A 22,195-nucleotide genomic window follows, 5' to 3' on the forward strand; every position below is an offset into this window, starting at 1 on the left:
CAGTCTTTCGCAGGATCATCAAAAGAAAAAGCAAAATTAATACGTGAACAACATAGGAAGACTCGATGAATGATTTCACGCTCCGCCAGGTCGAGTACTTCCTTGCCGTCCTTGACCACGGGTCGGTGAGCGCAGCAGCGAAAGCGTGCCGGGTCTCCCAAGCGACGGTCTCCGCAGCACTCGGTCAGCTTGAGAAGCGGCTCGGAGTCACACTTCTTGCGCGCGGACCGGCCCGCAGCGCACGCCCGACCAGCGAAGGGCGCGAGTTCGCTTTCCATGCCAGAGCGATCCTCGCGACCGTCACCGAGGCGGTCGAATCGATCGGCGACGTGGCAACTCTGCAAGGCAACCTCCGTATCGGCTGCATCCCCACCGCGGCACCGCGCATTTTCCCCGGCGTGGCGGCCGCGTTCAGCCGCGAGTATCCAGCCCTCGACATCTCCTTCCACGAGGCGGCCCCTGTCGAATGCCAGCGCCGCGTCCTCGACGGGGAGATCGACATTGCCGTGATGTATCTCCGGCAGCTGCAATTCGCCGGGCTACAGAAACATGAACTCATGGCCGTGCAATCCCATGCGGTGATCGCCGCCGATCACCCTCTCGCAGGTCAGGCAGAACTGGACCTTCGCGCCCTGCGCAATGACTCGTTCATTCTTCTCGATTCACCGCCCACAGCTGATCTCGTCGTTGCACAGATGCGCACCCTCGGTCTCGAACCTCAGGTGCGCTGGCTCATTCCCGATGCGGAGACGATCCGCTCGATGGTGGCCATGGGACTGGGGGTGTCGATCGCCAATGCTGTCCCGCACCCGACCACACGGTCGTTCCACGGGCTGCCGGTGAACTACGTTCCGCTGATCAATCCGGAGGTCTCGAACACGATCATTGCGGTGACTAGAGCAGAGACGCGGATGTCGAAGAAGCTCACAACTGCACTGTCCACGCTGCGGGCCACAGCTGAGGAGACCAACCCTCTCGGTTGGCACGCGGGGCACCAGGTGCAGCCCTGATCGCACCGACCTGGCGGACGTGACGACCGTCAGCGGTTCTCCGGATAATCGCCACCGACAGATCCCACTACCCCAGTCGTGACATCCGGTTTCCAGCCGGTAGGCTCACGACATGGTGACGTTGATCCCGGAGGAACCGGATTTCGGAAAGTCGAGCGCCGAGGCAGCGGTGTGGAAGGCGCTGAAACGGCAGCTGCCCGACACTGTCACCCTCATCCACGGCCAACGCGTGACGACCGCGACGAAGGACGTCGAAATCGACGTCCTCGTCCTCTGGCCCGGACTCGGCATCGCCGTCATCGAGGTCAAGGGCGGGCGGATCGACGTCGTCGACGGCACCTGGTACACCCACGACGCGAAGAAGCAGCGCCACCGGCTCAACCAGTCCCCGATCGACCAGGCGATGGTCGCCAAACACGGACTCCGCCGCTTCCTGCAGCCTCGACTCTCCCGCATGCCCGGGCCCTTCATCCACTTCGCCGTTCTCCCCTACACCGAGCTCCCGGCCGATTGGGACCTGCCCGACGCGCCACGGCACTTCCTCGCAGACGCCACCGATATGCACCGATTGGCCGAGGCGATCGCCGCGGCCCTCCGTCACGCCCGCATCCCCGAGCGGGATGACCCGAGCGTTCCGCTGGATGCGGTGACGAAGAATCTGCGACGCACCCATCTGGCGGTCGCCAACCTCCGCGTGCGCGCTCAGGCCATCGAAGACCGCGCCAGCCAGCTCTCCCAGGAGCAGGCGCGACTCATCCGCGTCCTCCGCCATCAGACCCGCGCCGAGATCAGCGGCGGCGCCGGCTCCGGCAAGACCTACCTCGCCCTCCGGAAGGCGCAGGCCCTGACCCAGGAGGGCAAGTCGGTCGCGCTCATGTGCTATTCGCGGGGCCTGGGCCGATTCCTCCAGCTCGTCACCTCGGCGTGGCCCGAGGCGGATCGACCCGCCTACGTCGGTCTCTTCCACGACCTGCCGGTCAGCTGGGGCGCTGAGGAGGGCAGCGACGACGACTCCGCCTACTGGGAGGAGGAGCTGCCGCGCCGCCTCCGGGAGCTCGCCGACGACCGTCCCCGCCGTCAGCTCTTCGACGCGATCATCATCGACGAGGGCCAGGACTTCAGTCCCCTGTGGTGGGAGGCCGTGGCATCGTGCCTGCGCAACCAGGCCGAGGGCACCCTCTACGTGTTCACCGACGAGCGCCAGCGCGTCTTCGGCAGGCACGGCACCTCACCGATCACGATGAATCCCATCCAGCTCGACGAGAACCTCCGGAACTCCGAACAGATCGTCACCGCGTTCTCCGGCTTCGCCACCGACCCTCCGATCAGCCGAAACGGCCCCGCGGAGGACATCGACGTCATCCCCGTCCCCGCAGATGAGGCCCTCGCCGAGGCGGACGGACAGGTCGAAGCGCTGATGGACGCCGGATGGCAGCCCGGTGACATCGCCCTCCTCACCACAGGCAGCCGACATCCGGTGCAGCGGGAGATCGTCGAGGAGGAGGGCTACCAGGCGTACTGGGATCAGTTCTTCTCCGCCGAGGAGGTCTTCTACGGGCACGTCCTCGGGTTCAAGGGACTCGAACGTCCCGCCGTCGTCCTCTGCCTCAACGGATTCCGCGACGAGTCGCGAGCCGCGGACATGATCTACGTCGGAATGTCGCGCGCGACGACGAAGCTCGTCATCGTCGGCGAGACCGGCCGCATCGACGAACTCCGCCAGTGAGCGCGCCGACGACCGGACTCCTGCTCTTCCGGATCAGGAGCCTCGGTCGCGCGTCAGCTCAGTAGTTCTCCGGCGGGTCGCTGGCCGGGAACGATTCGTCGCCCCACTCCTCGACGAGCTGGTCATCATGCTCACGAGCCGCGTCGCGGGCGTCCTTCTGCGCGGACGACTCCTCGGTCGCCTCGGTGGGTTCCGGTGTCTCGGACATGATCAGTGACCTCCAATGCCAGCGAACGGATCTGCTATCTCCATCTTGCCCGGTCAGAACGGATCTGGGTACCGTGACCCCGCTCAGTCCTGCGCCGCGGTCGTTCGCGTGCCCGCGTCGACGTGGGCGGCGAGGATCCTGTAGTGCCGGTTGCGCACCGACAGCCAGACCGCTCCGAGCAGCGCGGCGAGCAGTGAGCCGAAGAGCACCCCGACCTTGACGACCTGCGCCCGCGGGTCATCGGCACCGAAGCTGAGGTCGCCGATGAGCAGGGAGACGGTGAAGCCGACACCGGCGAGGCACGAGACTCCGACGACGTCGACCCACTGCATCGTCCGGTCGAGGGAGAATCCGCGGACTCGGGTGATGAGGAAGGTCGCCAGCGTGATGCCCAGCGGCTTGCCGACGACGAGTCCGAGCATGATCCCCAGGGCGACCGGACTGCCCAGGGACTCCGCGAGTCCCGACAGTCCCCCGACGTTGACGCCGGCGGCGAAGAACGCGAAGATCGGCACCGCGATCACCGCCGAGGGGATGCTCCACTTGTCGGCGAACTGCGCCGCCGGACCGTGGCCCTCGGTGCCGTGGATGCCGTCGTGCGCGTGGAAGCCGCGCTGGTCCCCGGTCCGTCGACCGCCGTGGCGCTTAGCGGCCACCGGCACCATGAACCCGAGGAGGACCCCGGCGATCGTCGCGTGGATCCCCGCAGCGTGGACGAGCGTCCAGGTGGCGAACGCCAGCGGGAAGAGCAGCCACCAGGCGTGGATGCCCCGCTGCACGGCGACGGCGAACGCGAGCAGGGGAAGCAGCGCCAAGCCCAGCGGCAGCCAGGAGAGGTCGTCGGTGTAGAAGATCGCGATGATGGCGATCGCCAGCAGATCGTCGACGACGGCGAGCGTGAGCAGGAACGTCCGCAGCGACGGCGGCAGGAACTTGCCGACCATCGCGATGATCGCCACGGCGAAGGCGATGTCGGTCGCGGCAGGGATCGCCCAGCCGCTCAACGCGCTGCCGCCGGAGTTGAGGTTGACGAGGACGTAGAGGAGCGAGGGGATCGCGACGCCGCCCACGGCCGCCGCGACGGGCACTGCGGCGGTCTTCGGGTTGCGCAGCTTGCCGGCGACGAACTCCTCCTTGAGCTCGAGGCCGACGACGAAGAAGAAGATCGCGAGGAGGCCGTCGGAGGCCCAGCTGCTCGCCGAGAGGTTGAGCTTGAGGGCCTCGGGGCCGAACTTCGTCGACCGCACGGTCTCATACCAGTCGGCGGCCGGTGAGTTCGCGATGATGAGCGCCGCAGCCGTCGCCGCGAGCAGGAGGATGCCGCCGACGGCATCGTGCTTGAGCACGCGGGCGAGGCGCTCCCGCGCCGGCCGTGCGGTGAGGGTGGAGGGGGTCGGATCAGTGGGGTTCGGGACAGCCGAAGACATCGGTGGGGTCGCTTTCGCAGAGGTGAGAAGTGAACGCGAGTGCGCGACGATCCGGTGTGCGGTCAGCCCTGCTGACCGGCAGAGATGCGGATGCGCGCAGTCAGCGCCGTGGCGGCGGGCAGCCGGCGATCTCACCGTGGGCGTTCGTGCCCCACGAGCTCATCCACCCGTTCGTGCCGTTCGACAGCGTCGTCACGATCTTCGCCTTCGGGAAATCGGCAGCACGAGCTGCTTCGAGACGGGACGCGACGGAGTAGGGCACCGTTCCACCCTAGCGAGTCGCCCGACCCGGTTCCAAACGGTTCGGCATCTGGACTCGTCCTCGTGCTAGCGTGCTGGCATACCTCCAGCGCCCACGAGAACAGGGAGAATCGATGACGGTCTCAAACGCCGACCTCTGGGATGAACGAGGTCCCGAGCTCTACTCGATCGCACTGAACTTCACCGACTTCGGGGACAAGGTCGCGTTCTCCGGTCCGGCCCGGACCGTGCGGTGCTTCGAGGACAACGCCCTCGTCAAGACGGTGCTCTCCCAGCCCGGCGACGGCGCGGTCCTCGTCGTCGACGGCGGCGGCTCGATCGCCACGGCGCTCATGGGCGACATGATCGCCGGGCTCGCGATCGACAACGGCTGGGCCGGCGTCGTCATCAACGGCGCCGTGCGCGATCGCGAGGTCCTCTCGACCCTCGACATCGGCATCAAGGCGCTGGCGAGCAATCCTCGCAAGAGCGGCAAGACGGGCGCGGGCGACCACGACGTCACCGTCGAGTTCGGCGGTGCGACGATCCGCCCCGGCGCCATGGTCTTCGCCGACGCCGACGGAGTCGTCGTCGACCGCTGACGACCAGACATCCGATCTCAGCCCCCGCACTGCCCTCGAGCATCTCCGGCGCTGCGCGCCTCGCGCACTCCCACCTCGGCGACGCATTCCGCCCAGCACACCCTTGACCACTCAAACATCCTATGTTTAGACTCAGGTCAGCGAAACGATTCCCTGAACCGACCGATCGCTCCCAGGACCGGCCGTTCAGACATCCGATCACAACGCTGCTGTTGTGCGAAAGGACGAAATGTCTCAGATCACTGCGATCGACGTCGTCGACCTGCGATTCCCCACCTCGGCGAGTCTCGACGGTTCGGATGCGATGAACCCCGACCCCGACTACTCCGCCGCCTACCTCATCGTCTCCACCGATGCCGGCGACGCCGGCCACGGCTTCGTCTTCACGATCGGCCGCGGCAACGACATCCAGACCGAGGCCGTGCGCGTCATCGCCGAGACCCTCGTCGGACGTGAGGTCGAACCGATCCTCACCGACATGGGCGGCTTCTGGCGCGACCTCGTCCACGACTCCCAGCTGCGCTGGCTCGGCCCGGAGAAGGGCGTGAGCCACATGGCCATCGGCGCGATCGTCAACGCGATGTGGGATCTCAAAGCCAAACGCGCGGGACTGCCCCTCTGGGAGCTCCTCGCCGGGATGAGTCCCGAGGAGATCCTCGACCTCCTCGACTTCCGCTACCTCAGCGACTTCATGACCCGCGACGACGCCCGCGCCATCCTCGATGCCGCCGAGCCCGGGAAGGCCGAGCGGATCGCCGAGCTCCGCGAGACCGGATACATGGCCTACACGACGACGCCCGGTTGGCTCGGCTACTCCGATGAGAAGCTCGCCCGCCTGTGCCGAGAGGCCATCGACGAGGGCTTCTCCCAGATCAAGCTCAAGGTCGGCGCGAACCGCGACGACGACATCCGCCGCCTCGGCATCGCCCGAGAGATCTGCGGACCCGGGTTCCCCATCGCCATCGACGCCAACCAGCACTGGGGCACCGCCGAAGCGATCGACTGGATCGGCGACCTCGCCCGGTTCGATCTCCGCTGGGTCGAGGAGCCGACCTCGCCCGATGACATCCTCGCCCACGCGGCCATCCAGCAGGGCATCGCCCCGGTTCCGGTGGCCACCGGCGAACACTGCCAGAACCGGATCGTCTTCAAGCAGATGCTCGAAGCCGACGGCCTGCGCGTCATGCAGATCGACGCCACCCGGGTCGCCGGGGTCAACGAGAACATCACCAACCTCCTCCTCGCCGCCCACGCGGGAGTGCCCGTGTGCCCGCACGCCGGCGGCGTGGGACTGTGCGAACTCGTCCAGCACCTCTCGCTGTTCGACTTCGTCGCGGTCTCGGCGACGATGGACGACCGCTGCATCGAATACGTCGATCATCTCCACGAGCACTTCGTCACCCCTGTCGACGTCCACGACGGCAGATACTGGCCGCCCTCGGCACCGGGCGCCGGCGCCGAGATCCTGCCCCGGACGCTCACCGACTTCGCCTACCCCGACGGCCCCGAATGGGCAGCGCGCACCGCCTCGGCGACCACTTCGGCGACACCCGTCCCCGAGTCCGCCTGAACCCCGCCTCCTGCCCCCGGCCGCCGTAGCACCGCTCGACGCAGCGCGCCCCTGCGCAAGGCACCCCAGCATGATGACCATCACCTCGTGAGAAACCAGGTTCCCTGCTGTGACTGACCACACGACCTCCGACACCGGACTCGCCCGCAACCACGCGAACGAGCCCATCCCGACCAAGATCATCTTCATCGCCATCCTCGCCGGCTTCTCCGGACTCCTCTACGGCTACGATTCGGGAGCGATCTCCGGAGCCCTGCCCCTGCTCACCGAGCAGATGGGCCTTGATGCCGGGCAGCAGGGACTCATCACCTCCCTCCTGCTCTGGGGAGCACTCCCCTCGATCATCGGCGCCACCCTCGCCGCCCGCCGCTTCGACCGTCGTCACCTCCTCATCGTCGCCGCGGTGATCTTCTTCCTCGGATCCCTCGCCTGCGCGTTCGCCCCGACCCCCGAGGTCCTCGGCGCCGCCCGCTTCTTCCTCGGCCTCGGCGTCGGCATCGCCAACATGTTCGGACTCATCTACCTCTCCGAACTCTCCCCCACCCGCATCCGCGGCCTGCTCACCGGCCTCTACCAACTCGCCGTCAACTTCGGCATCCTCGCCGCCTACATCGTCGGCGACGCCTTCCAGGCCTCGGGTCTGTGGGAGTGGATACTCGGCATCGGCGCGATTCCCGCCGCCGTGTTCTTCGTCGGCATGATCCTCTCCCCGGCCAGCCCCCGCTGGCTCATCACCCGCGGACGCGACGACGACGCCCTGGCCGTGCTCACCTCCCTGCGCGGGACCCAGGAGATCGCCCGCCTCGAATTCGACGACATCAAGTCGAGCCTCGCCCAGCAGGACAGCGGCCTGACCGCCCTGACCCATTCGGCGAGGCGGCCGATGACCGTCCTCCTCGTCCTCACGTTCTTCCAGGTCTTCACCGGCATCAACGCCGTCGTCTACTATGCGCCGATCATCTTCGCGCAGTCGGGCATGGGCGACCGGGCCGGCAGCTACGCGAACTACGGGGTCGGCATCGCCCTCGTCGTCTCCACGGCGATCGCCCTGCCGATCATCGACCGGCTCGGCCGGGTCCGGCTGCTCGCGATCTCGATGCTCGGTCAGACGATCGCCATGCTCGCCCTCTGGCTGCTGCCCGACGCGGGCTGGATCAGCATCGCCGCCGTCTTCGCCTACACCTTCGCCTTCGGCATCGGCATGGGTCCGGTGTTCTGGCTCCTCGTGCCCGAGGTCCTGCCCCTGTCCGTGCGGGCGATCGGCACCGGCGTCATCACCTTCGCCCAGTACCTCTTCAACGCGATCTTCGCGTGGGCGTTCCCCGTCGCCCTCGATGCGATCGGACCGCTCGTCTTCCTCCTCTTCGCCCTCCTCTCGGCCGCGGCCCTGTGGTTCGTCCTCACCCGCGTCCCCGAGACCTCGGGCCGCTCGCTCGAGGAGATCGAAGCATACTGGAGAACGTCGGCTGCCTCGGCGACGAAGCAGAGCTGAACCCGGCACCCACGAGAGGAGCCACAATGCTCACCACCCCGCTCACCCACCCCGAACTCCTCGCCGCGCTCGCCCGGTGCGGTCACGGCACGAAGATCCTCATCGCCGACGGCAACTACCCGCATCTCACCGGGGTGCCCGCCGGCACCACCCGCATCGCGCTCAACGTCACCCCCGGGCTGCTCACCGTCGATCAGGTCCTCGAGCCGCTCGCCCGGACGATCCCGCTCGAGGCCTGCGAGTTCATGCTCACCGCCGAGGCCGGGACCGCACCGGCGGTCGACGGGTACGCCGCACTGCTACCCGGTGTGCCGTTCACCGGTCATGAGCGCTTCGCCTTCTACGACACCGCACGGCTGCCCGATGTCGGGCTCATCATCGCCACCGGCGATCAGCGCCAGTACGCGAACCTCCTGATCACCGTCGGAGTCGTGACCCCATGACCGGTGCCCCGCCGCAGGTCGTCGACTCCCACCTCCACCTGTGGGACCGGCGCCGCTTCTCCTACCCGTGGATGACGGAGCTGCCCGCCCTCCCGGAGACGAGCCTGCCGATTCAGAGAACAGCGTCCGCGACCGCGGCGATCGTCGTCGAAGCCGGCATCAGTCCTGATCAGCGAACCGCAGAGGTCGAATGGCTGACCGCCCTCGCGGCGGAGGAACCGCTCATCCGCGGCATCGTCGCCGCCGTCGACTTCACCGACCCCCACCTCGCCGAGGTGGTCGCCCGGCTCGCCGACACCCCACTCGTCGTCGGGGTGCGCGACAACTTCGAGTCCCGCCCCGCCGGGGACCTCGACCCCCGCACCTCGCCGACAGCCGGGGCGCTGCTGCGCGGACTCGACTGCGCGCGCCGGGTCGGGCTGACCGTCGACCTCTGCGTCCGCGCCGGCCAGCTGGCCGAGCTCGACGCGCTGCTCACCTCGGTCGTCGCGGTGACCGGCTCGGCCGACGGGCTCGTCCTCGACCATCTCGGCAAACCCCTGCCCGCCGATCCCGACTTCTCCTTCGAGGAATGGGCGGAGGCGATGAGCGCCCTGGCCGCCCATGCCGGCCTCCACGTGAAGTTCTCCGGACTGCCCGGCCAGATGCCCGGTGCCGTCGACCCTGAGGCGGCCCGGGAGCTCGCAGACCGCTTCATCGGCGAGGTGCTCACGGCCTTCGGTCCGGAGCGCACGATGTACGGGTCCGATCACCCCGTCTCGACGACCGGCCACGGTCTCGGGGACGGCGAGTGGGAGCAGGCGGCGGCCGCAGCGCTGCACCACGTCGTCGACGACACCGACTTCGCCGCCGTCATGGGCACCACCGCAGCGGACTTCTATCTGACGAGGAGGACTCAGTGACTGAGAAGAACCCCGTCGTGCAGCGCCTGCACGACCTGCACACCCTCGGCTTCGGGGGCGCCCCGATCGGCAATCTCTACCGCGTCATCGACGACGCGACCGCGACCACGGCAGTGGCCACGGCCTGGGATCTGGGCATCCGCTATTTCGACACCGCACCCCATTACGGTCTCGGGCTCAGTGAGCGCCGCCTCGGCGAGATCCTCTCCGACCGACCCCGCGAGGACTTCCTCCTCTCGACGAAGGTCGGCCGGCTCATCCGCCCCGCCGACGCACCCCGGGACTGGGACGACGAGGGCTTCGCCGTCCCCGGTGACCTCCACCGGGTGCGCGACTACTCTGCCTCCGGGGTGCGCCGGTCGATCGAGGAGTCGCTGACGCGCCTGCGCCTTGACCGCGTCGACATCGTCTACATCCACGACCCCGACGACTACTGGCAGGAGGCCCTCGACGGTGCGGTTCCCGAGCTCAACCGACTGCGCGACGAAGGCGTCATCGGGGCGTGGGGCGCGGGGATGAACCAGGCGGAGATGCTCACCCGCTTCGTCCGCGACACCGACATCGACGTCGTCATGCAGGCCGGCCGCTACACCCTCCTCGAACAGGGCGGGCGGGACGAGCTCATCCCCGCGGCCGCGTCCCGTGGGGTCGGCGTCGTCAACGTCGGCGTCTTCAACTCCGGCATCCTCGCCAACACCGACCCCCGGCAGCAGGCGAAGTACAACTACGAGGACGCGCCGCGGGAGGTGCTTAACAAGGCGGAGAAGCTCGCGGCACTGGCGACCGCGCACGGCACGAGCCTGCCGGCCGCCGCCGTCCAATTCAGCCTCCGCGATCCCGCGATCACCAATGTCACCCTGGGCATGCGCACGGCTGAGCAGGTCGAACGCAACGTCGCCCTCGCCCACGCCGAGGTCCCCGAAGCGTTCTGGGCCGCCGCTGTGGCCGATGGTCTGCTCGCCGTCGACCCGCGCACCTACGCAGACCGCCCGGGCACTGTCGACCCGGGCGCAGGCGACCAGTAGAGCACGAGCCTATTCCCCGCACTCTCCGCACCACACCGACCGGAAGGAACCATGACCGCCATGACCACCGCTGAAGAATTCGCCGGCCTCACCGCCCTCGTCACGGGAGGCGCCTCGGGCATCGGCGCCGCCGTCACCGAACAGTTCCTGGCAGCCGGGGCGAACGTCGCCGTCCTCGACCTCGATCCCTCAGGCTCCCCCGCCGGTGCCCTGGCGCTGCAGTGCGACGTCTCCGACCGGGACTCCGTCGAGTCAGCCGTCGCCGCGGCAGCATCCGAGTACGGCGGCATCGACATCGTCGTCAACAACGCCGGCATCGGGGCGCAGGGGCAGGTCGATGCCAACGACGACGCCGAATGGAATCGCGTGCTCGGCGTCAACGTCATCTCCGTCGCCCGCGTCACCGCGGCCGCACTGCCCCACCTGCGCCGGTCCGAGCACGCCGCGGTCGTCAACACCTCGTCGATCGCCGCGACAGCGGGGCTGCCCGACCGCGTCCTCTATTCCGCCTCGAAGGGGGCGATCTACTCGATGACGCTCGCGATGGCCGCCGACCACGTCCGCGAGGGCATCCGCGTCAACGCCGTGTGCCCGGGCACCGCGAACACCCCGTGGGTGATGAAGGGCCTGATGTCGAAGGCGGAGAACCCCGAGGAGGAGCTGCGCCAGCTCAATGCGCGCCAACCCCACGGTCGTCTCGTCGAACCCGCCGAGGTGGCCCGGACGATCCTCTTCCTCGCCAGCCCGCTCCAGGGCTCGACGACCGGCACGGCGATCGCCGTCGACGGCGGCATGCAGGGACTGCGACTGCGCGCAGAGTGAGGCTCAGTCCGCGCCCGGTCCGGGGGCGTCGTCGGCGACGACGTCGACCTCGTCGACCCAGCGCTGCACGCCGGTGACGTGGAGGATCATCATCGACTGCGCCAGACGCGCGTCTCCGGCGGCGAGGGCGTCGATGATCGCCCGGTGCTCATCGAGGGTGCGCTCGATGGCGCCGGGATCGGTCATGCCCCGCCAGGTCCGCGCCCGCGTCGTCTTCATCGACACGGCTTCGAGCATCGCGGCGAGGTAGTCGTTGCCCGCGTGCTTGGCGATCGTCGCATGGAAGTCGAAGTCGTGGGAGACGAGGGATTCGACCGAGTCGGGGTCGGTGTCCCTGATCGTCTGCCGCAGATCCTCGAGCCCGGCCGCGTCGATGCGGGTCGCCGCGCGGTACGCGGTCTCGGCTTCGAAGATGCGCCTGACCTCGAGGATCTCCCGCAGCGACCCCGAGGCGTGGACGTCGACGAGGAAGGACACCGCCTCGGTGAGGTCCTCGGCCGAGAGCGAGGTGACGTAGGTTCCCGACCCGCGTCGCACGTCGAGGACGTTGATGAAGTCGAGGGCCTTGACCGCCTCCCGCAGGGAGTTGCGGGAGAGGCCGAGCCGCTCGGAGAGCTCGGCCTCCGGGGGCAGACGGTCCCCCGGTCTGAGCTCACCGGTGACGATGAGGTCCTTGATCTTGTCGAGCGCGTCATCCGTCAGTGCCATGGCTCCCACCTTATGTCCTCACCGGGCATGATCGTCGCCAGCACCGCGGTCGCCGATCCTCACTCGTAGAGGAGCTCGGCGATCTTCGGGTCCTCGATGTTGTTCTTGTCGTACCAGTAGAACGCGGTCGGGATCTGCTTCTCGAGGTCCTTCCCGTCGATCGCGTCAACGGCGGCCTGCACGGTCTGGCTGCCGATGTCGAGCGGGCTCTGCGTGACCGCGCCGAGCATCGACCCGTCCTTGATCGCGTCGAGCTGGGCCTTGCCCGAGTCGAAGCCGACGATCGTCGCGTCGGTGTTGCCGAGCTCCTTGGCTCCTTGGACGACGCCGATCGCCGCACCTTCGTTCGTGCCGTAGAGACCGGCGAGGTCGGGATTGGCCTGGAGCATCGCCTTCGTCGCGTCCGCGGACTTCGCCTGATCGCCGTCGGCGTTCTGCTCGGCGACGATCTCGATGTTCGGCTCGTTCTGCTCGAGGTACTCGACGAAGCCATCGCGGCGTTCGACCCCGGTCTGGGCCGTCTCCGAATGGGTGACGATCCCGACCTTGCCCTCCCCGCCGAGGGCTTCGGCGAGCTTCTTCGCGTCCTCGGCGGCAGCGGCCTTGTTGTCGGTGGCCACGGTGGTCAGCGGGATGTCGCTGTCGACGCCGGAGTCGAAGGCGATGACGGGGATGTCGTTCGACTGCGCCTGCTGGAGCAGCGGGATGACGGCCTTGCTGTCGAGCGCGGCGATCGCGACTGCGTCGGGCTGCTTGTCGAGCGCCGTCTGCAGCTGGGTGACCTGCTGTTCGACGTCGGTCTCGCTGTCGGGGCCCTCGAAGGTCACGGTGACGCCGAGTTCCTTCGCCTTCTCCTCGGCTCCCGTCTTCACCGTCTGCCAGAACTGGTGCTGATAGCCCTTCGAGATGATCGCGATCGTCCGCTCTCCGTCCCCGCCGCTCGATCCGGTGTCGGCCGAACCGCAGCCGGTGGCGATGAGGGCGATGGACGACAGTGCCGCGAGCGAGGTGAGCAGCTTTCCTATCCTCATGGTGATCTCCTTCGATTCTTCGTGAGGGCGATGGTGGGTCAGAGTGGTGCGGATCCGGTGGAGGAGTTCTTCTTGCGCACGATGTCGAGGTAGACGGCGAGCAGCACGACGACGCCGATGGCCACCTGCTGCCATTCCTGGGCGACGCCGGCCATACGCAGACCGTTGTCGAGGACGGCCATGATGAGGGCGCCGATGACGGTGCCGACCATCGACCCGCGGCCTCCGGCGAGCGAGGTGCCGCCGATGATCACCGCGGCGATCGCCTGGAGCTCGATGCCGGCGCCGCCGGTCGGCTGCGCGGAACTGAGACGGGAGGCCGAGAGCACCCCGGCGAGGCCGACGAAGAGTCCGCAGAGGACGTAGACGGAGATCAGCCAGCCGCGGACGTTGACGCCCGAGAGCCTCGTGGCCTTCTCGTTCGAGCCGATCGCGAACGCCGTGCGGCCGATGAGGGTGCGCTGGAGGACGATGACCGAGACGACGATGAGGATGAGGAAGAGCACGGTGCCCAGCGGCAGCCGCATCCCGGGGATGAGCGAGACATTCATGATCGCCCCGAAGCCGGGGCTGTCGGTGAAGTAGATCGGCTTGGTCCCGCTGACGACGAGCGACAGTCCCTGGGTGATCATCATCATGCCGAGCGTGGCGATGAACGGCGGCAGCCCGAGGACGGCGACGTTGAAGCCGTTGACGAGGCCGATGAGGCCGCCGAAGGCGATCGTCAGGGCGATCCCGACGATGAGCGGCAGACCCAGGTTCGTGATGAAGACCCCGGCCATGACACCGCAGAGGATCATCCCCGTGCCCACGGACAGGTCGATGCCGCCGGTGATGATGATGAACGTGACGCCGAGGGCGAGCAGCCCGACGGTCGTCACCGTGGTGAGGATCGTCGAGAGGTTCGTGACGGTGAGGAACGAATCGGGGTTGATGATCGCGAAGACGATGATGATGACGATGAGGCTCGCCACAGCGAGGAGCTGCTGCAGCGAGTTGCGCCAGAAGCTGCGCGTCCCGGCGGGACGACCGGTGTCGGCGGCCGGGGCATCAGAGGTCTGCGGGCGGGCGGCGGAAGCGGTTTCGGCATTCATTCAGGCGACGATTCCCATCGATTCGGTGTGCTGCGTGGCCAGGGCCATGACGGAGTCCTGCGTGGCATCGGCGGCGGTGAGGATGCCGGTGAGGTGGCCTTCGCTGAGCACGGCGATGCGGTGTGAGAGCAGGAGGACTTCGGGCAGTTCGGAGGAGATGACGATGATCGACTTGCCCTGCGCGCTGAGCTCGCGCAGCAGGGCGTAGATCTCGGCCTTCGCGCCGACGTCGATGCCCCGGGTGGGTTCGTCGAAGATGAAGACGTCACAGTCCTTGACGAGCCATTTCGCGATGGCGACCTTCTGCTGGTTGCCGCCGGAGAGCTTCTCGAGCACCTGCGTGATCGACGGCGTGCGGATCCGCAGCCGTGACACGAGGTCACGGGCGGTGGTGTCGATGGCCGTCTCGTCGGTGAACCCGAAGCGGCTGAAGCGCCGCAGGCTCGGCAGGGCGATGTTGTCGCGGACGCTCTGCCCCACGAGCACGCCGAGCTGCTTGCGGTCCTCGGACAGGTAGCAGATCCCCAGCCGCGCGGCCGCCGCCGGACTGCCGATCGTCACCGCTCGGCCGTTGACGGTGACCGTCCCGGCGGTCAGGGGGTCGGCGCCGATGATCGCGCGGGCGGTCTCCGTGCGGCCGGCTCCCATGAGACCGGCGAGTCCGAGGATCTCGCCGCGGCGGAGGTCGAAGCTGATGCCGCGCAGCTTCGCCTTCGTCTGCAGGTCCGTCACGGCGAGGACCACCTCGGCGGTGTCGTCATGGGCGGGTGCGTCGGCGACGGCGGCGAGTTCGCGTCCGACCATCATGCGGATGACCTCGGGCATCTCGGTCGTCGCGGTCGGCACGGTGCCGATCTTCTCGCCGTCGCGGATGACGGTGATCCGCTCCGTGATGGCCTTGAGCTCCGGCATCCGGTGCGAGATGTAGATGACGCCGGTCTCCGGGGTGATGAAGCGGCGGATGAGCCCGTGGAGGACCTCGACCTCCTCATCGTTGAGGGCGGCGGTGGGTTCGTCCATGATGAGGATCCGCGCATCCTGGTTGAGCGCCTTCGCGATCTCGACCATCTGCTGCGCGGCGACGGTGAGCCGCCCGACGACGGCGCGCGGGTCGAGCGCGAGACCGAGCCGGGTGAAGAGGGCCTGCGCATCCCGGTTGAGCTGACGTTCGCTGATGAAGGGACCGATGCGCGGTTCGCGGCCGAGATAGATGTTCTGGGCCACTGTGAGATCCTCGACGAGGTTGAACTCCTGGTGGATGATGGCGATGCCGAGGCGCTCGGCGTCGGTCGTCGACCCGATCGTCACCGGGGTGCCGTCGATGCGGAACTCCCCGGCGTCCGGGGTGTAGACGCCCGAGAGCAGCTTCATCAGCGTCGACTTCCCGGCTCCGTTCTCCCCGACGAGGCCGAGGACCTCTCCGGGATACAGGTCGAGGTCGACGTCGGAGAGGGCTCTGACGCCGGGGAAGGATTTGGCGGCGCCGCGGATGTCGAGCAGCGGAGTGCTCGTCGTCTCTGACATGTGGCGGTGACTCCTCGTTGAATACCGTGTCCCACGTCATCACGCGAGACATCCTATGTCTGTTGCTCAGACTAGAGGCACAGTCGAGCAAAGACAAGATCTCGCCGGGATTATTTGTCGAAACGCAATGGATGGATTGTCAATACATTGGATGACTGACGGGAGTTTTGCCGGTCCCGCTTGAGCGTCGGGTGCGCACGGCAGGGCTCTTCCGTCCCGCCGGGCATGGCCACCGCGCTCCACCGCGGATATACTTCAATATTCAACCATCTTGATCTGGAGCGCCCGATGACCTCTGCCCCCAGCACCGTCCTCCCACCCGATGCCGGAATGGACGCCGTGACCCTGCGCGTCGGCGACCTCGACCTCATGACCGACTACTACCGGAATGCGCTCGCCCTCGAACCGCTCGAGGAGGCTTCCCGGGGGCGCGAGGTCCACCGCGTCCTCGGGCGCGGCACGACGCCGATGGTGAAGTTCGTCTCGACCCCGGACCTGCCGGTCGGCAGCCGCCGGAGCGCCGGACTCTTCCACACCGCCTTCCTCTTCGAGACTCCCGAATCCCTGGCCGCGACCGTCGCACATGCCGCGGCGAACACCCGCAGCCGGTTCCTCGCCGCTCAGGATCACCTCGTGTCGCAGGCGTTCTACTTCTCCGACCCCGAGGGCAACGGCATCGAACTCTACGTCGATCGGGACCGCGCGCAGTGGGGCCACTCCCCCGCCGGTGAGATCGAGATGGACTCGATCGGCTTCGACCCCAACGCCTTCCTCCGCGAGCATCTCGACAGCGGCACGCTGACGAGCGCATCGGAGCTGCCCGGCACCGTCGGCCATGTTCACCTGCAGGTCGGCGATCTCGACGCCGCCCGCGAGTTCTACGTCGGCGCGCTCGGCTTCGAACCGACGAACTCGACGATGCCCGGGGCCGTCTTCGCCTCGGCCGGCGGCTACCACCATCACGTCGCGATGAACACGTGGAACAGCCTCGGCGCGGGACCGCGGGCCGCGAGCCTCGGCCTCGGCGATCTCGCGATCACGGTGCCGGCCCGCGAGGACCTCGATGCCCTCGTCGAGAGGCTGACGGCGCGGTCGCTGCCGTTCGCCGACGAGGAGCGTTCGGTGCGCCTGGCCGACCCGTGGGGCACGCAGGTGACCGTCGGGGTCGGCGGCAGCACGCTCGAGGAGACCCTCGAGCGCTGAGGACTCAGCGCTCGGCGGGATGGCGCTCGGCCGCGGCGACGACGGCCTCGGGCCGCAGGTCGAGGCGGCGCAGGAGCTGCGCGTTGAGGGCGACGACGACCGTCGAGGCCGACATGAGGATCGCACCGACGCTCATCGGCAGGACGAACCCGATCGGCGCGAGGATGCCCGCGGCCAGGGGGACGGCGAGGAGGTTGTAGCCGGCGGCCCACCAGAGGTTCTGCTTCATCTTCCGGTAGCTGGCCCGCGAGAGCTCGAGGACGGAGAGCACCGAACGGGGATCGTCGGAGGCGAGGATGACTCCCGCCGAGCCGATCGCGACATCGGTGCCCGCACCGATCGCGATGCCGACATCGGCCTGCGCGAGGGCGGGGGCGTCGTTGACGCCGTCGCCGACCATCGCGACCGTCTTCCCCTCGGCCTGGAGTTCGGCGACCTTCGCCGCCTTGTCCGCCGGGCGCACGCCGGCGAAGACCCGGTCGATGCCGAGGTCAGCGGCCACGGATCGGGCGACCGCCTCGGCGTCGCCGGTGATCATGACGACCTCGATGTCCTGGGCGTGGAGGGCCTCGACGGCCTGCCGGGACTCGGCCCTGATCTCATCGGCGAGGCGCAGCGCGCCGACGACCTGCCCGGCGACGAGGACGTGGAGGATGATCGCTCCCTCGGCCCGCCAGGTCTCGGCGATCGGGGCCTCGACGGCCCCGCGGGCACTGAGGAGGTGGGGTCCTCCGACCTCGACCTCGGTGCCGTCGACCTCGGCGCGCACTCCGACGGCCGGTGAGGACGAGAAGTTCTGTGCCGTCGGCACGGTCAGTCCCCGCTCGTCGGCGGCGCGGACGATCGCTCGGGCGAGCGGGTGCTCGCTGTCGGTCTCGGCCGCGGCGGCGAGAGCGAGCACCTCGTCGTCGCTGCGCGTCCCGGTCGTCTCGACGGCGGTGACGGTCGGCTCGCCCTTCGTCAGGGTTCCCGTCTTGTCGAAGAGCACGGCGTCGACGGTGCGCATCGTCTCGAGCGCGAGTCGGTCCTTGATGAGGACCCCGGCGCGTGCGGCGCGTTCCGTGGCGATCGAGACGACGAGCGGGATCGCCAGTCCCAGGGCATGGGGGCAGGCGATGACGAGGACGGTGATCGTGCGCACGACCGCCGTGTCGGGCATGCCGACGAGCGTCCAGACGATCGCGGTGATGACGGCGGCGCCGAGGGCGAACCAGAACAGCCACGCCGCGGCGCGGTCGGCCAGGCGCTGGGCGCGTGAGGAGGAGTTCTGGGCGTCGGCGACGAGTTTGCGGATGCCGGCCAGCGCGGTGTCGTCACCGGTCGCGGTGATCTCGATCCGCAGGCCCGAGTCCGTGGCGACGGTGCCCGCGACGACGGTGTCGCCGACGCTGCGGCGCACCGGTCGGGACTCCCCGGTGATCATCGATTCGTCCATCTCCGCGGTGCCGTCGACGATGCGCCCGTCCGCCGGCACGGCGGAGCCGGGGCGGACGAGGACGACATCGCCGACGACGAGGTCGGCGGGTGCGACCGTCACGGTGGTGCCGTCGACGATCTTCACCGCCTCATCGGGCAGGAGGGCGGCGAGGCTGTCGAGCGCCGAGGTGGTCTGCGCGAGCGAGCGCATCTCCAGCCAATGGCCGGCGAGCATGATGACGATGAGGAGTGCGAGCTCCCACCAGAAGTCGAGTTCGGCGTCGAGGATCCCCAGCGAGGCGCCCCACGAGGCGACGAAGGCGACGGTGATCGCGAGCGCGATGAGGAGCATCATCCCCGGCTTGCGGGCCTTGAGCTCGCTCCACCCGCCGGTGAGGAACGGCTTGCCGCCCCACACGTACATGACCGTGCCGAGCACCGGAGCGATCCAGCGCACCCAGCCCCACGGCCCCGATTCGGGCACCATGTAGCCGACGAGGTGGCCGAACATCGGGCTGAAGGCGATGACCGGCACCGCGATGACCGCCATGATCCCGAAGAGCCGGCCGAACACCGCGGCATGCCCGCCGTGGCCCCCGTGGCCGGAGTGGTCCATGCCCGAGTGGTCCATCCCCGAATGATCCATGCCGGAGTGATCCATTCCCGAGTGATCCATCGCCCCGTGCCCCGCGAGATCGTGGCCCGCGTGATCGTGGCCCGAATGATCATGGCCCGAATGTTCGTGGCCCGCGTGATCGGCCCCGGGCTGCTGGTGTCCGGCATGGTCATGGCCCGCGTGGCTCTGCTCGAGTTCCGTCGCTCTCTGGTGATCCCGTTCCGTGTCCATATCGTCAACCTATACCCCCTAGGGGTATGAATCAAGCTCGATCCGCAGGAATCTGCGAGAAATTTCTTTGCACTTCTGAGCAGTTATGGCACATACTTGCTCATGCTGTGCATAACGGTGCGTCGCTGACCGCCCGCACCGCGCACCTCTGGCCGGACCGACCGGTCAGCCTCAATGTGGAGGACCCATGGACCTGCAGCTCATCCTCGCCCTCGTCGCCGGGATCGCGACGATCGTCGTCATCGTCCTGGCCACGCGCCTCGACGCCTTCATCGCTCTCCTCCTGGCAGCGATCGTCACCGGCATCGTCGCCGGTGAGGATCTGCTCTCGATCGTCGACGCCGTGACCACCGGGTTCGGCAACACCCTCGCGAGCATCGGAATCGTCATCGGCCTCGGCGTGGGCATCGGCAAGATCCTCGAGGTCTCCGGCGCCGCCGACTCGCTCGCCCGCGCCTTCCTCCGCGCCTTCGGCAAGGGCCGTGAGCCCTGGGCGATGGGCACCGTCGGGTCCCTCGTCTCGATTCCCGTGTTCTGCGACTCCGGGTACGTCATCATGAACCCGCTCGCCCGCTCGATCGCCCGCGTCAAGCGCGGCGGCTACATCACGCTCGCCCTCGCCCTCGGCGCCGGCATGACGCTGACCCACCACATGGTCCCGCCGACTCCGGGCCCGCTCGCGGCCACCGGCATCCTCGGCGCCGATCTCGGTGCCGTCATCCTCACCGGTCTCGTCTTCACCGTCATCCTCCTGCCGGTCGTCGTCATCTACGCCCGCTGGATCGGACCGAAGCTCGAACCCTTCCTCAACGTCACAGTCAAGCACGACGTCTATACGACGGTGACCGCGGGAGCACCGGAGACCGCAGGGGCAGCGGAGACCGCGGCGCCGGTCTCGCCGACCACGGAGACGACGACCGCCGGAGGCGCAGCGGACACCGGAGACGGCACCGGAAGCCCGCGGACCGCCGGTGGCAGGCAGCCGGGCGCGGTCCTCGGCTTCCTCCCGCTCATCATCCCGCTGCTCCTCATCGTCGCGAACACCGTGTCGACGGCGATCGACCGCAACGCCCAGGGGATGCTCGCCGGCGACGACTACGAACCGTCCGCGTGGGTCGCTCCCATCGCCTTCCTCGGCAACCCCGTCGTCGCGCTCATCATCGGCCTCGTCCTCGCCGTCTACACCCTCCTGCCGCGCCTGACCCCGCGCACCCAGGTCCAGGCCTGGCTCGCCGACGGCGCCGCCTCGGCCGGACTCATCCTCCTCATCACCGGCGCCGGCGGCAGCTTCGGCATGGTGCTGCGCGAATCCGGGGTCGGAGACGCCCTCGCCGAGGCGATCGCCTCGATCAGCCTGCCCGCCCTCCTCGTGCCGTTCATCATCGCCTCCCTCGTGCGCATCGCGCAGGGTTCGGGCACGGTCGCCATGATCACCGCCGCCTCGGTGACGGCCCCGCTCATCGCCCCGCTCGGGCTCAGCCCGCTCGTCGCGGTCATGGCCTGCACCGCGGGATCGATGGTCTTCTCCTACTTCAACGACTCGTACTTCTGGGTCGTCACCCGCTTCGCCGGCCTCGACGGGGTGCAGGCGATCAAGGGCTGGTCGGGGATCACGACCGCCGTGTGGCTGGGTTCCATTCCGCTCCTCTTCGTGCTCGACTTGGTCGTATGAGCAGTGCAGACGGCGACGCGGAGACGTCGCGCATCCTCATCATCGCCGACGACCTCACCGGCGGAAACGCGTGCGGGGCCCTCTTCGCCGAGGCGGGTCTGCGGACGATCACCGTGACGTCCACGAGTGCGACGGAGACGGTCGACCTCGACGTCCTCCTCGACGACTACGACGCCGTCGTCCTCAATGCCGACTCCCGGCACCTGCCCGCCGCCACCGCGGCCGAGCTCACCGCACAGCTCGTGGCGAGCGCCGGGAACATCGACCTCGTCGCGTGCCGGATCGACACGACGCTGCGGGGCAATGTCGGGGTGAGCGCCGAGGCGGCGCTGACCGCCCGACGCCGGCTCGCCGCCCGCGCGGACGGCCCGGCGAAGAGGGTCATCGGCCTCTGCATCCCCGCCTTCCCGGCCGCCGGACGCACGACGGTCGAGGGCCTGCAGCTGCTCGACGGGCGGCTGCTCGAGCACACGGAGCTGCGCCGCGACGTCCGCTCCCCCATGCACACCTCCGATGTCGCGCAGATCCTTCGCGACGGCACCGACCTCGACTGCCATCTCATCGACATCTCCCAGGTGCTCGCCGGTCGCCATGCCGTCCGGGAGGCGGTGCTCGCCGGGATCGCCTCGGGCGCCGACGTCATCATCGTCGATGCGCTGACCACCGAGCACATCGAACTCGTCGGCTCGGTCGTCGCCGCAGTGACCCGGGAGATCGCCGCGGAAGCACCCGATGCAGGGGCGGACCCGCCCGGCGGTGAGACCCTCGACTGGGTGACGATCGATCCCGGTCCCGGCAGCCTCGCCCTCGCCCTGCCGCTGCTCCCGACGCGGCCGAACGGGATCATCCTCGGGATCTCCGGATCGGCCACCGAGGTCACCCGCGCGCAGCTGGCCACACTGTCCGAAGACCCCCGCAACGCCGTCGTCCGCGTCGTCCTCGACGAGGACGGCCTGCCCGCTGTCGAGGCCACGATCGCCCGGGTCGAGGGCGTCACCTCGGCGAAGGCGATCATCATCGCCACCGTCGTCGACGCCTCCGATCTGCGCAGTCTCAGCGCCGCGGCCGCGGAGGAGACGACCCGCCGGCTCGCCGCCATCGCCGAGCTCATCATGACCTCCCCGGCCGTCACCGGCCTCTACACCACCGGCGGGGACATCACCGCAGCGGTGATGCGCGCGGTGGGCGCCGTCGGGATGGAACTCGAGCGGGAGATCATCCCGCTCGCCGTCG

21 protein-coding genes are annotated in these 22,195 nt (G+C 68.7%); 13 read left to right on the forward strand and 8 right to left on the reverse strand.

Annotation, left to right across the window (positions count from 1 at the left end; genetic code table 11):
- The first annotated feature begins 65 nt into the window (after positions 1-65).
- Entirely contained in the window at positions 66-1,010 is a 945-nt protein-coding gene (locus ABD154_RS11320; protein ID WP_198498331.1) for a LysR family transcriptional regulator, read from the forward strand.
- Positions 1,011-1,122: 112 nt separating this feature from the next.
- A complete protein-coding gene (locus ABD154_RS11325) occupies positions 1,123-2,736 on the forward strand; it encodes a nuclease-related domain-containing DEAD/DEAH box helicase (RefSeq protein ID WP_198498330.1) in 1,614 nt (537 codons plus the stop codon).
- 58 nt (positions 2,737-2,794) lie between these two features.
- Here the strand turns inward: ABD154_RS11325 and ABD154_RS11330 are convergent, their stop codons facing one another.
- The 3 genes from ABD154_RS11330 to ABD154_RS11340 form a co-directional block, all read right to left on the reverse strand.
- Positions 2,795-2,944, reverse strand: coding sequence for a hypothetical protein (locus tag ABD154_RS11330; protein WP_171006942.1), 150 nt, complete (start codon positions 2,942-2,944; stop codon positions 2,795-2,797).
- An 83-nt stretch (positions 2,945-3,027) separates the two neighbouring features.
- Positions 3,028-4,371 carry a Na+/H+ antiporter NhaA gene (gene nhaA, locus ABD154_RS11335; RefSeq protein ID WP_198498329.1) on the reverse strand — a complete coding sequence of 448 codons (1,344 nt, stop codon included), beginning with the start codon at positions 4,369-4,371 and terminating at the stop codon, positions 3,028-3,030.
- A 100-nt stretch (positions 4,372-4,471) separates the two neighbouring features.
- The gene (locus ABD154_RS11340) at positions 4,472-4,633 is read right to left on the reverse strand and encodes a hypothetical protein (protein ID WP_198501040.1); all 162 of its coding nucleotides are present in this window, start codon (positions 4,631-4,633) and stop codon (positions 4,472-4,474) included.
- Positions 4,634-4,745: 112 nt separating this feature from the next.
- Between ABD154_RS11340 and rraA the strand changes: the two genes are divergently transcribed.
- The 7 genes from rraA (at position 4,746) to ABD154_RS11375 (ending at position 11,467) form a co-directional block, all read left to right on the forward strand.
- Positions 4,746-5,213 (forward strand): ribonuclease E activity regulator RraA, encoded by a 468-nt coding sequence (gene rraA / locus ABD154_RS11345; RefSeq protein WP_198498328.1) that lies wholly within the window; start codon positions 4,746-4,748, stop codon positions 5,211-5,213.
- A gap of 229 nt (positions 5,214-5,442) precedes the next feature.
- Positions 5,443-6,783: an enolase C-terminal domain-like protein gene (locus ABD154_RS11350; RefSeq protein WP_198498327.1), complete on the forward strand. Its 1,341-nt coding sequence runs from the start codon at positions 5,443-5,445 to the stop codon at positions 6,781-6,783.
- 109 nt (positions 6,784-6,892) lie between these two features.
- On the forward strand, positions 6,893-8,275 hold the full coding sequence (locus ABD154_RS11355) for a sugar porter family MFS transporter (RefSeq protein WP_198498326.1): 1,383 nt from the start codon (positions 6,893-6,895) through the stop codon (positions 8,273-8,275).
- Positions 8,276-8,301: 26 nt separating this feature from the next.
- Positions 8,302-8,718 carry an RbsD/FucU family protein gene (locus tag ABD154_RS11360; protein WP_198498325.1) on the forward strand — a complete coding sequence of 139 codons (417 nt, stop codon included), beginning with the start codon at positions 8,302-8,304 and terminating at the stop codon, positions 8,716-8,718.
- The gene (locus ABD154_RS11365; protein ID WP_198498324.1) at positions 8,715-9,620 is read left to right on the forward strand and encodes an amidohydrolase family protein; all 906 of its coding nucleotides are present in this window, start codon (positions 8,715-8,717) and stop codon (positions 9,618-9,620) included. The genes ABD154_RS11360 and ABD154_RS11365 overlap by 4 nt, the downstream gene beginning before the upstream one ends.
- Positions 9,617-10,645, forward strand: a complete 1,029-nt coding sequence (locus tag ABD154_RS11370; RefSeq protein ID WP_198498323.1) for an aldo/keto reductase — start codon at positions 9,617-9,619, stop codon at positions 10,643-10,645. The genes ABD154_RS11365 and ABD154_RS11370 overlap by 4 nt, the downstream gene beginning before the upstream one ends.
- Positions 10,646-10,705: 60 nt before the next feature.
- Positions 10,706-11,467, forward strand: coding sequence for an SDR family NAD(P)-dependent oxidoreductase (locus ABD154_RS11375; protein ID WP_198500928.1), 762 nt, complete (start codon positions 10,706-10,708; stop codon positions 11,465-11,467).
- 3 nt (positions 11,468-11,470) lie between these two features.
- Here ABD154_RS11375 and ABD154_RS11380 read toward each other — a convergent pair whose 3' ends face one another.
- Genes ABD154_RS11380 through ABD154_RS11395 form a run of 4 tightly spaced genes read right to left on the reverse strand, consistent with a single transcriptional unit; the run spans position 11,471 to position 15,824 of the window.
- Positions 11,471-12,175, reverse strand: a complete 705-nt coding sequence (locus ABD154_RS11380) for a FadR/GntR family transcriptional regulator (protein ID WP_198498322.1) — start codon at positions 12,173-12,175, stop codon at positions 11,471-11,473.
- Positions 12,176-12,234: 59 nt separating this feature from the next.
- Positions 12,235-13,206, reverse strand: a complete 972-nt coding sequence (locus ABD154_RS11385; protein WP_198498321.1) for an ABC transporter substrate-binding protein — start codon at positions 13,204-13,206, stop codon at positions 12,235-12,237.
- A 38-nt stretch (positions 13,207-13,244) separates the two neighbouring features.
- Entirely contained in the window at positions 13,245-14,300 is a 1,056-nt protein-coding gene (locus tag ABD154_RS11390; protein ID WP_198498320.1) for an ABC transporter permease, read from the reverse strand.
- The gene (locus tag ABD154_RS11395) at positions 14,301-15,824 is read right to left on the reverse strand and encodes a sugar ABC transporter ATP-binding protein (protein ID WP_198498319.1); all 1,524 of its coding nucleotides are present in this window, start codon (positions 15,822-15,824) and stop codon (positions 14,301-14,303) included. It abuts the gene before it with no gap.
- A gap of 288 nt (positions 15,825-16,112) precedes the next feature.
- Here ABD154_RS11395 and ABD154_RS11400 point away from each other — a divergent pair, with 288 nt between their 5' ends.
- On the forward strand, positions 16,113-17,027 hold the full coding sequence (locus ABD154_RS11400) for a VOC family protein (RefSeq protein ID WP_198498318.1): 915 nt from the start codon (positions 16,113-16,115) through the stop codon (positions 17,025-17,027).
- Between the two features lie 4 nt (positions 17,028-17,031).
- Here ABD154_RS11400 and ABD154_RS11405 read toward each other — a convergent pair whose 3' ends face one another.
- Positions 17,032-19,089, reverse strand: coding sequence for a heavy metal translocating P-type ATPase (locus tag ABD154_RS11405; protein WP_376904040.1), 2,058 nt, complete (start codon positions 19,087-19,089; stop codon positions 17,032-17,034).
- Between ABD154_RS11405 and ABD154_RS17955 the strand changes: the two genes are divergently transcribed.
- From ABD154_RS17955 to ABD154_RS11415, 3 genes are all read left to right on the forward strand, one after another.
- Positions 19,081-19,320, forward strand: coding sequence for a hypothetical protein (locus ABD154_RS17955; RefSeq protein WP_376870658.1), 240 nt, complete (start codon positions 19,081-19,083; stop codon positions 19,318-19,320). The two genes, ABD154_RS11405 and ABD154_RS17955, sit on opposite strands and share 9 nt — an antisense overlap.
- A 157-nt stretch (positions 19,321-19,477) precedes the next feature.
- Entirely contained in the window at positions 19,478-20,962 is a 1,485-nt protein-coding gene (locus tag ABD154_RS11410; protein ID WP_198498316.1) for a GntP family permease, read from the forward strand.
- Positions 20,959-22,195: four-carbon acid sugar kinase family protein (locus tag ABD154_RS11415; protein WP_344251328.1), on the forward strand; the 1,237-nt coding region annotated here is incomplete at its 3' end. The genes ABD154_RS11410 and ABD154_RS11415, both read left to right, overlap by 4 nt.

Source organism: Brevibacterium sanguinis (assembly GCF_039528855.1).
Lineage (GTDB): Bacteria > Actinomycetota > Actinomycetes > Actinomycetales > Brevibacteriaceae > Brevibacterium > Brevibacterium sanguinis.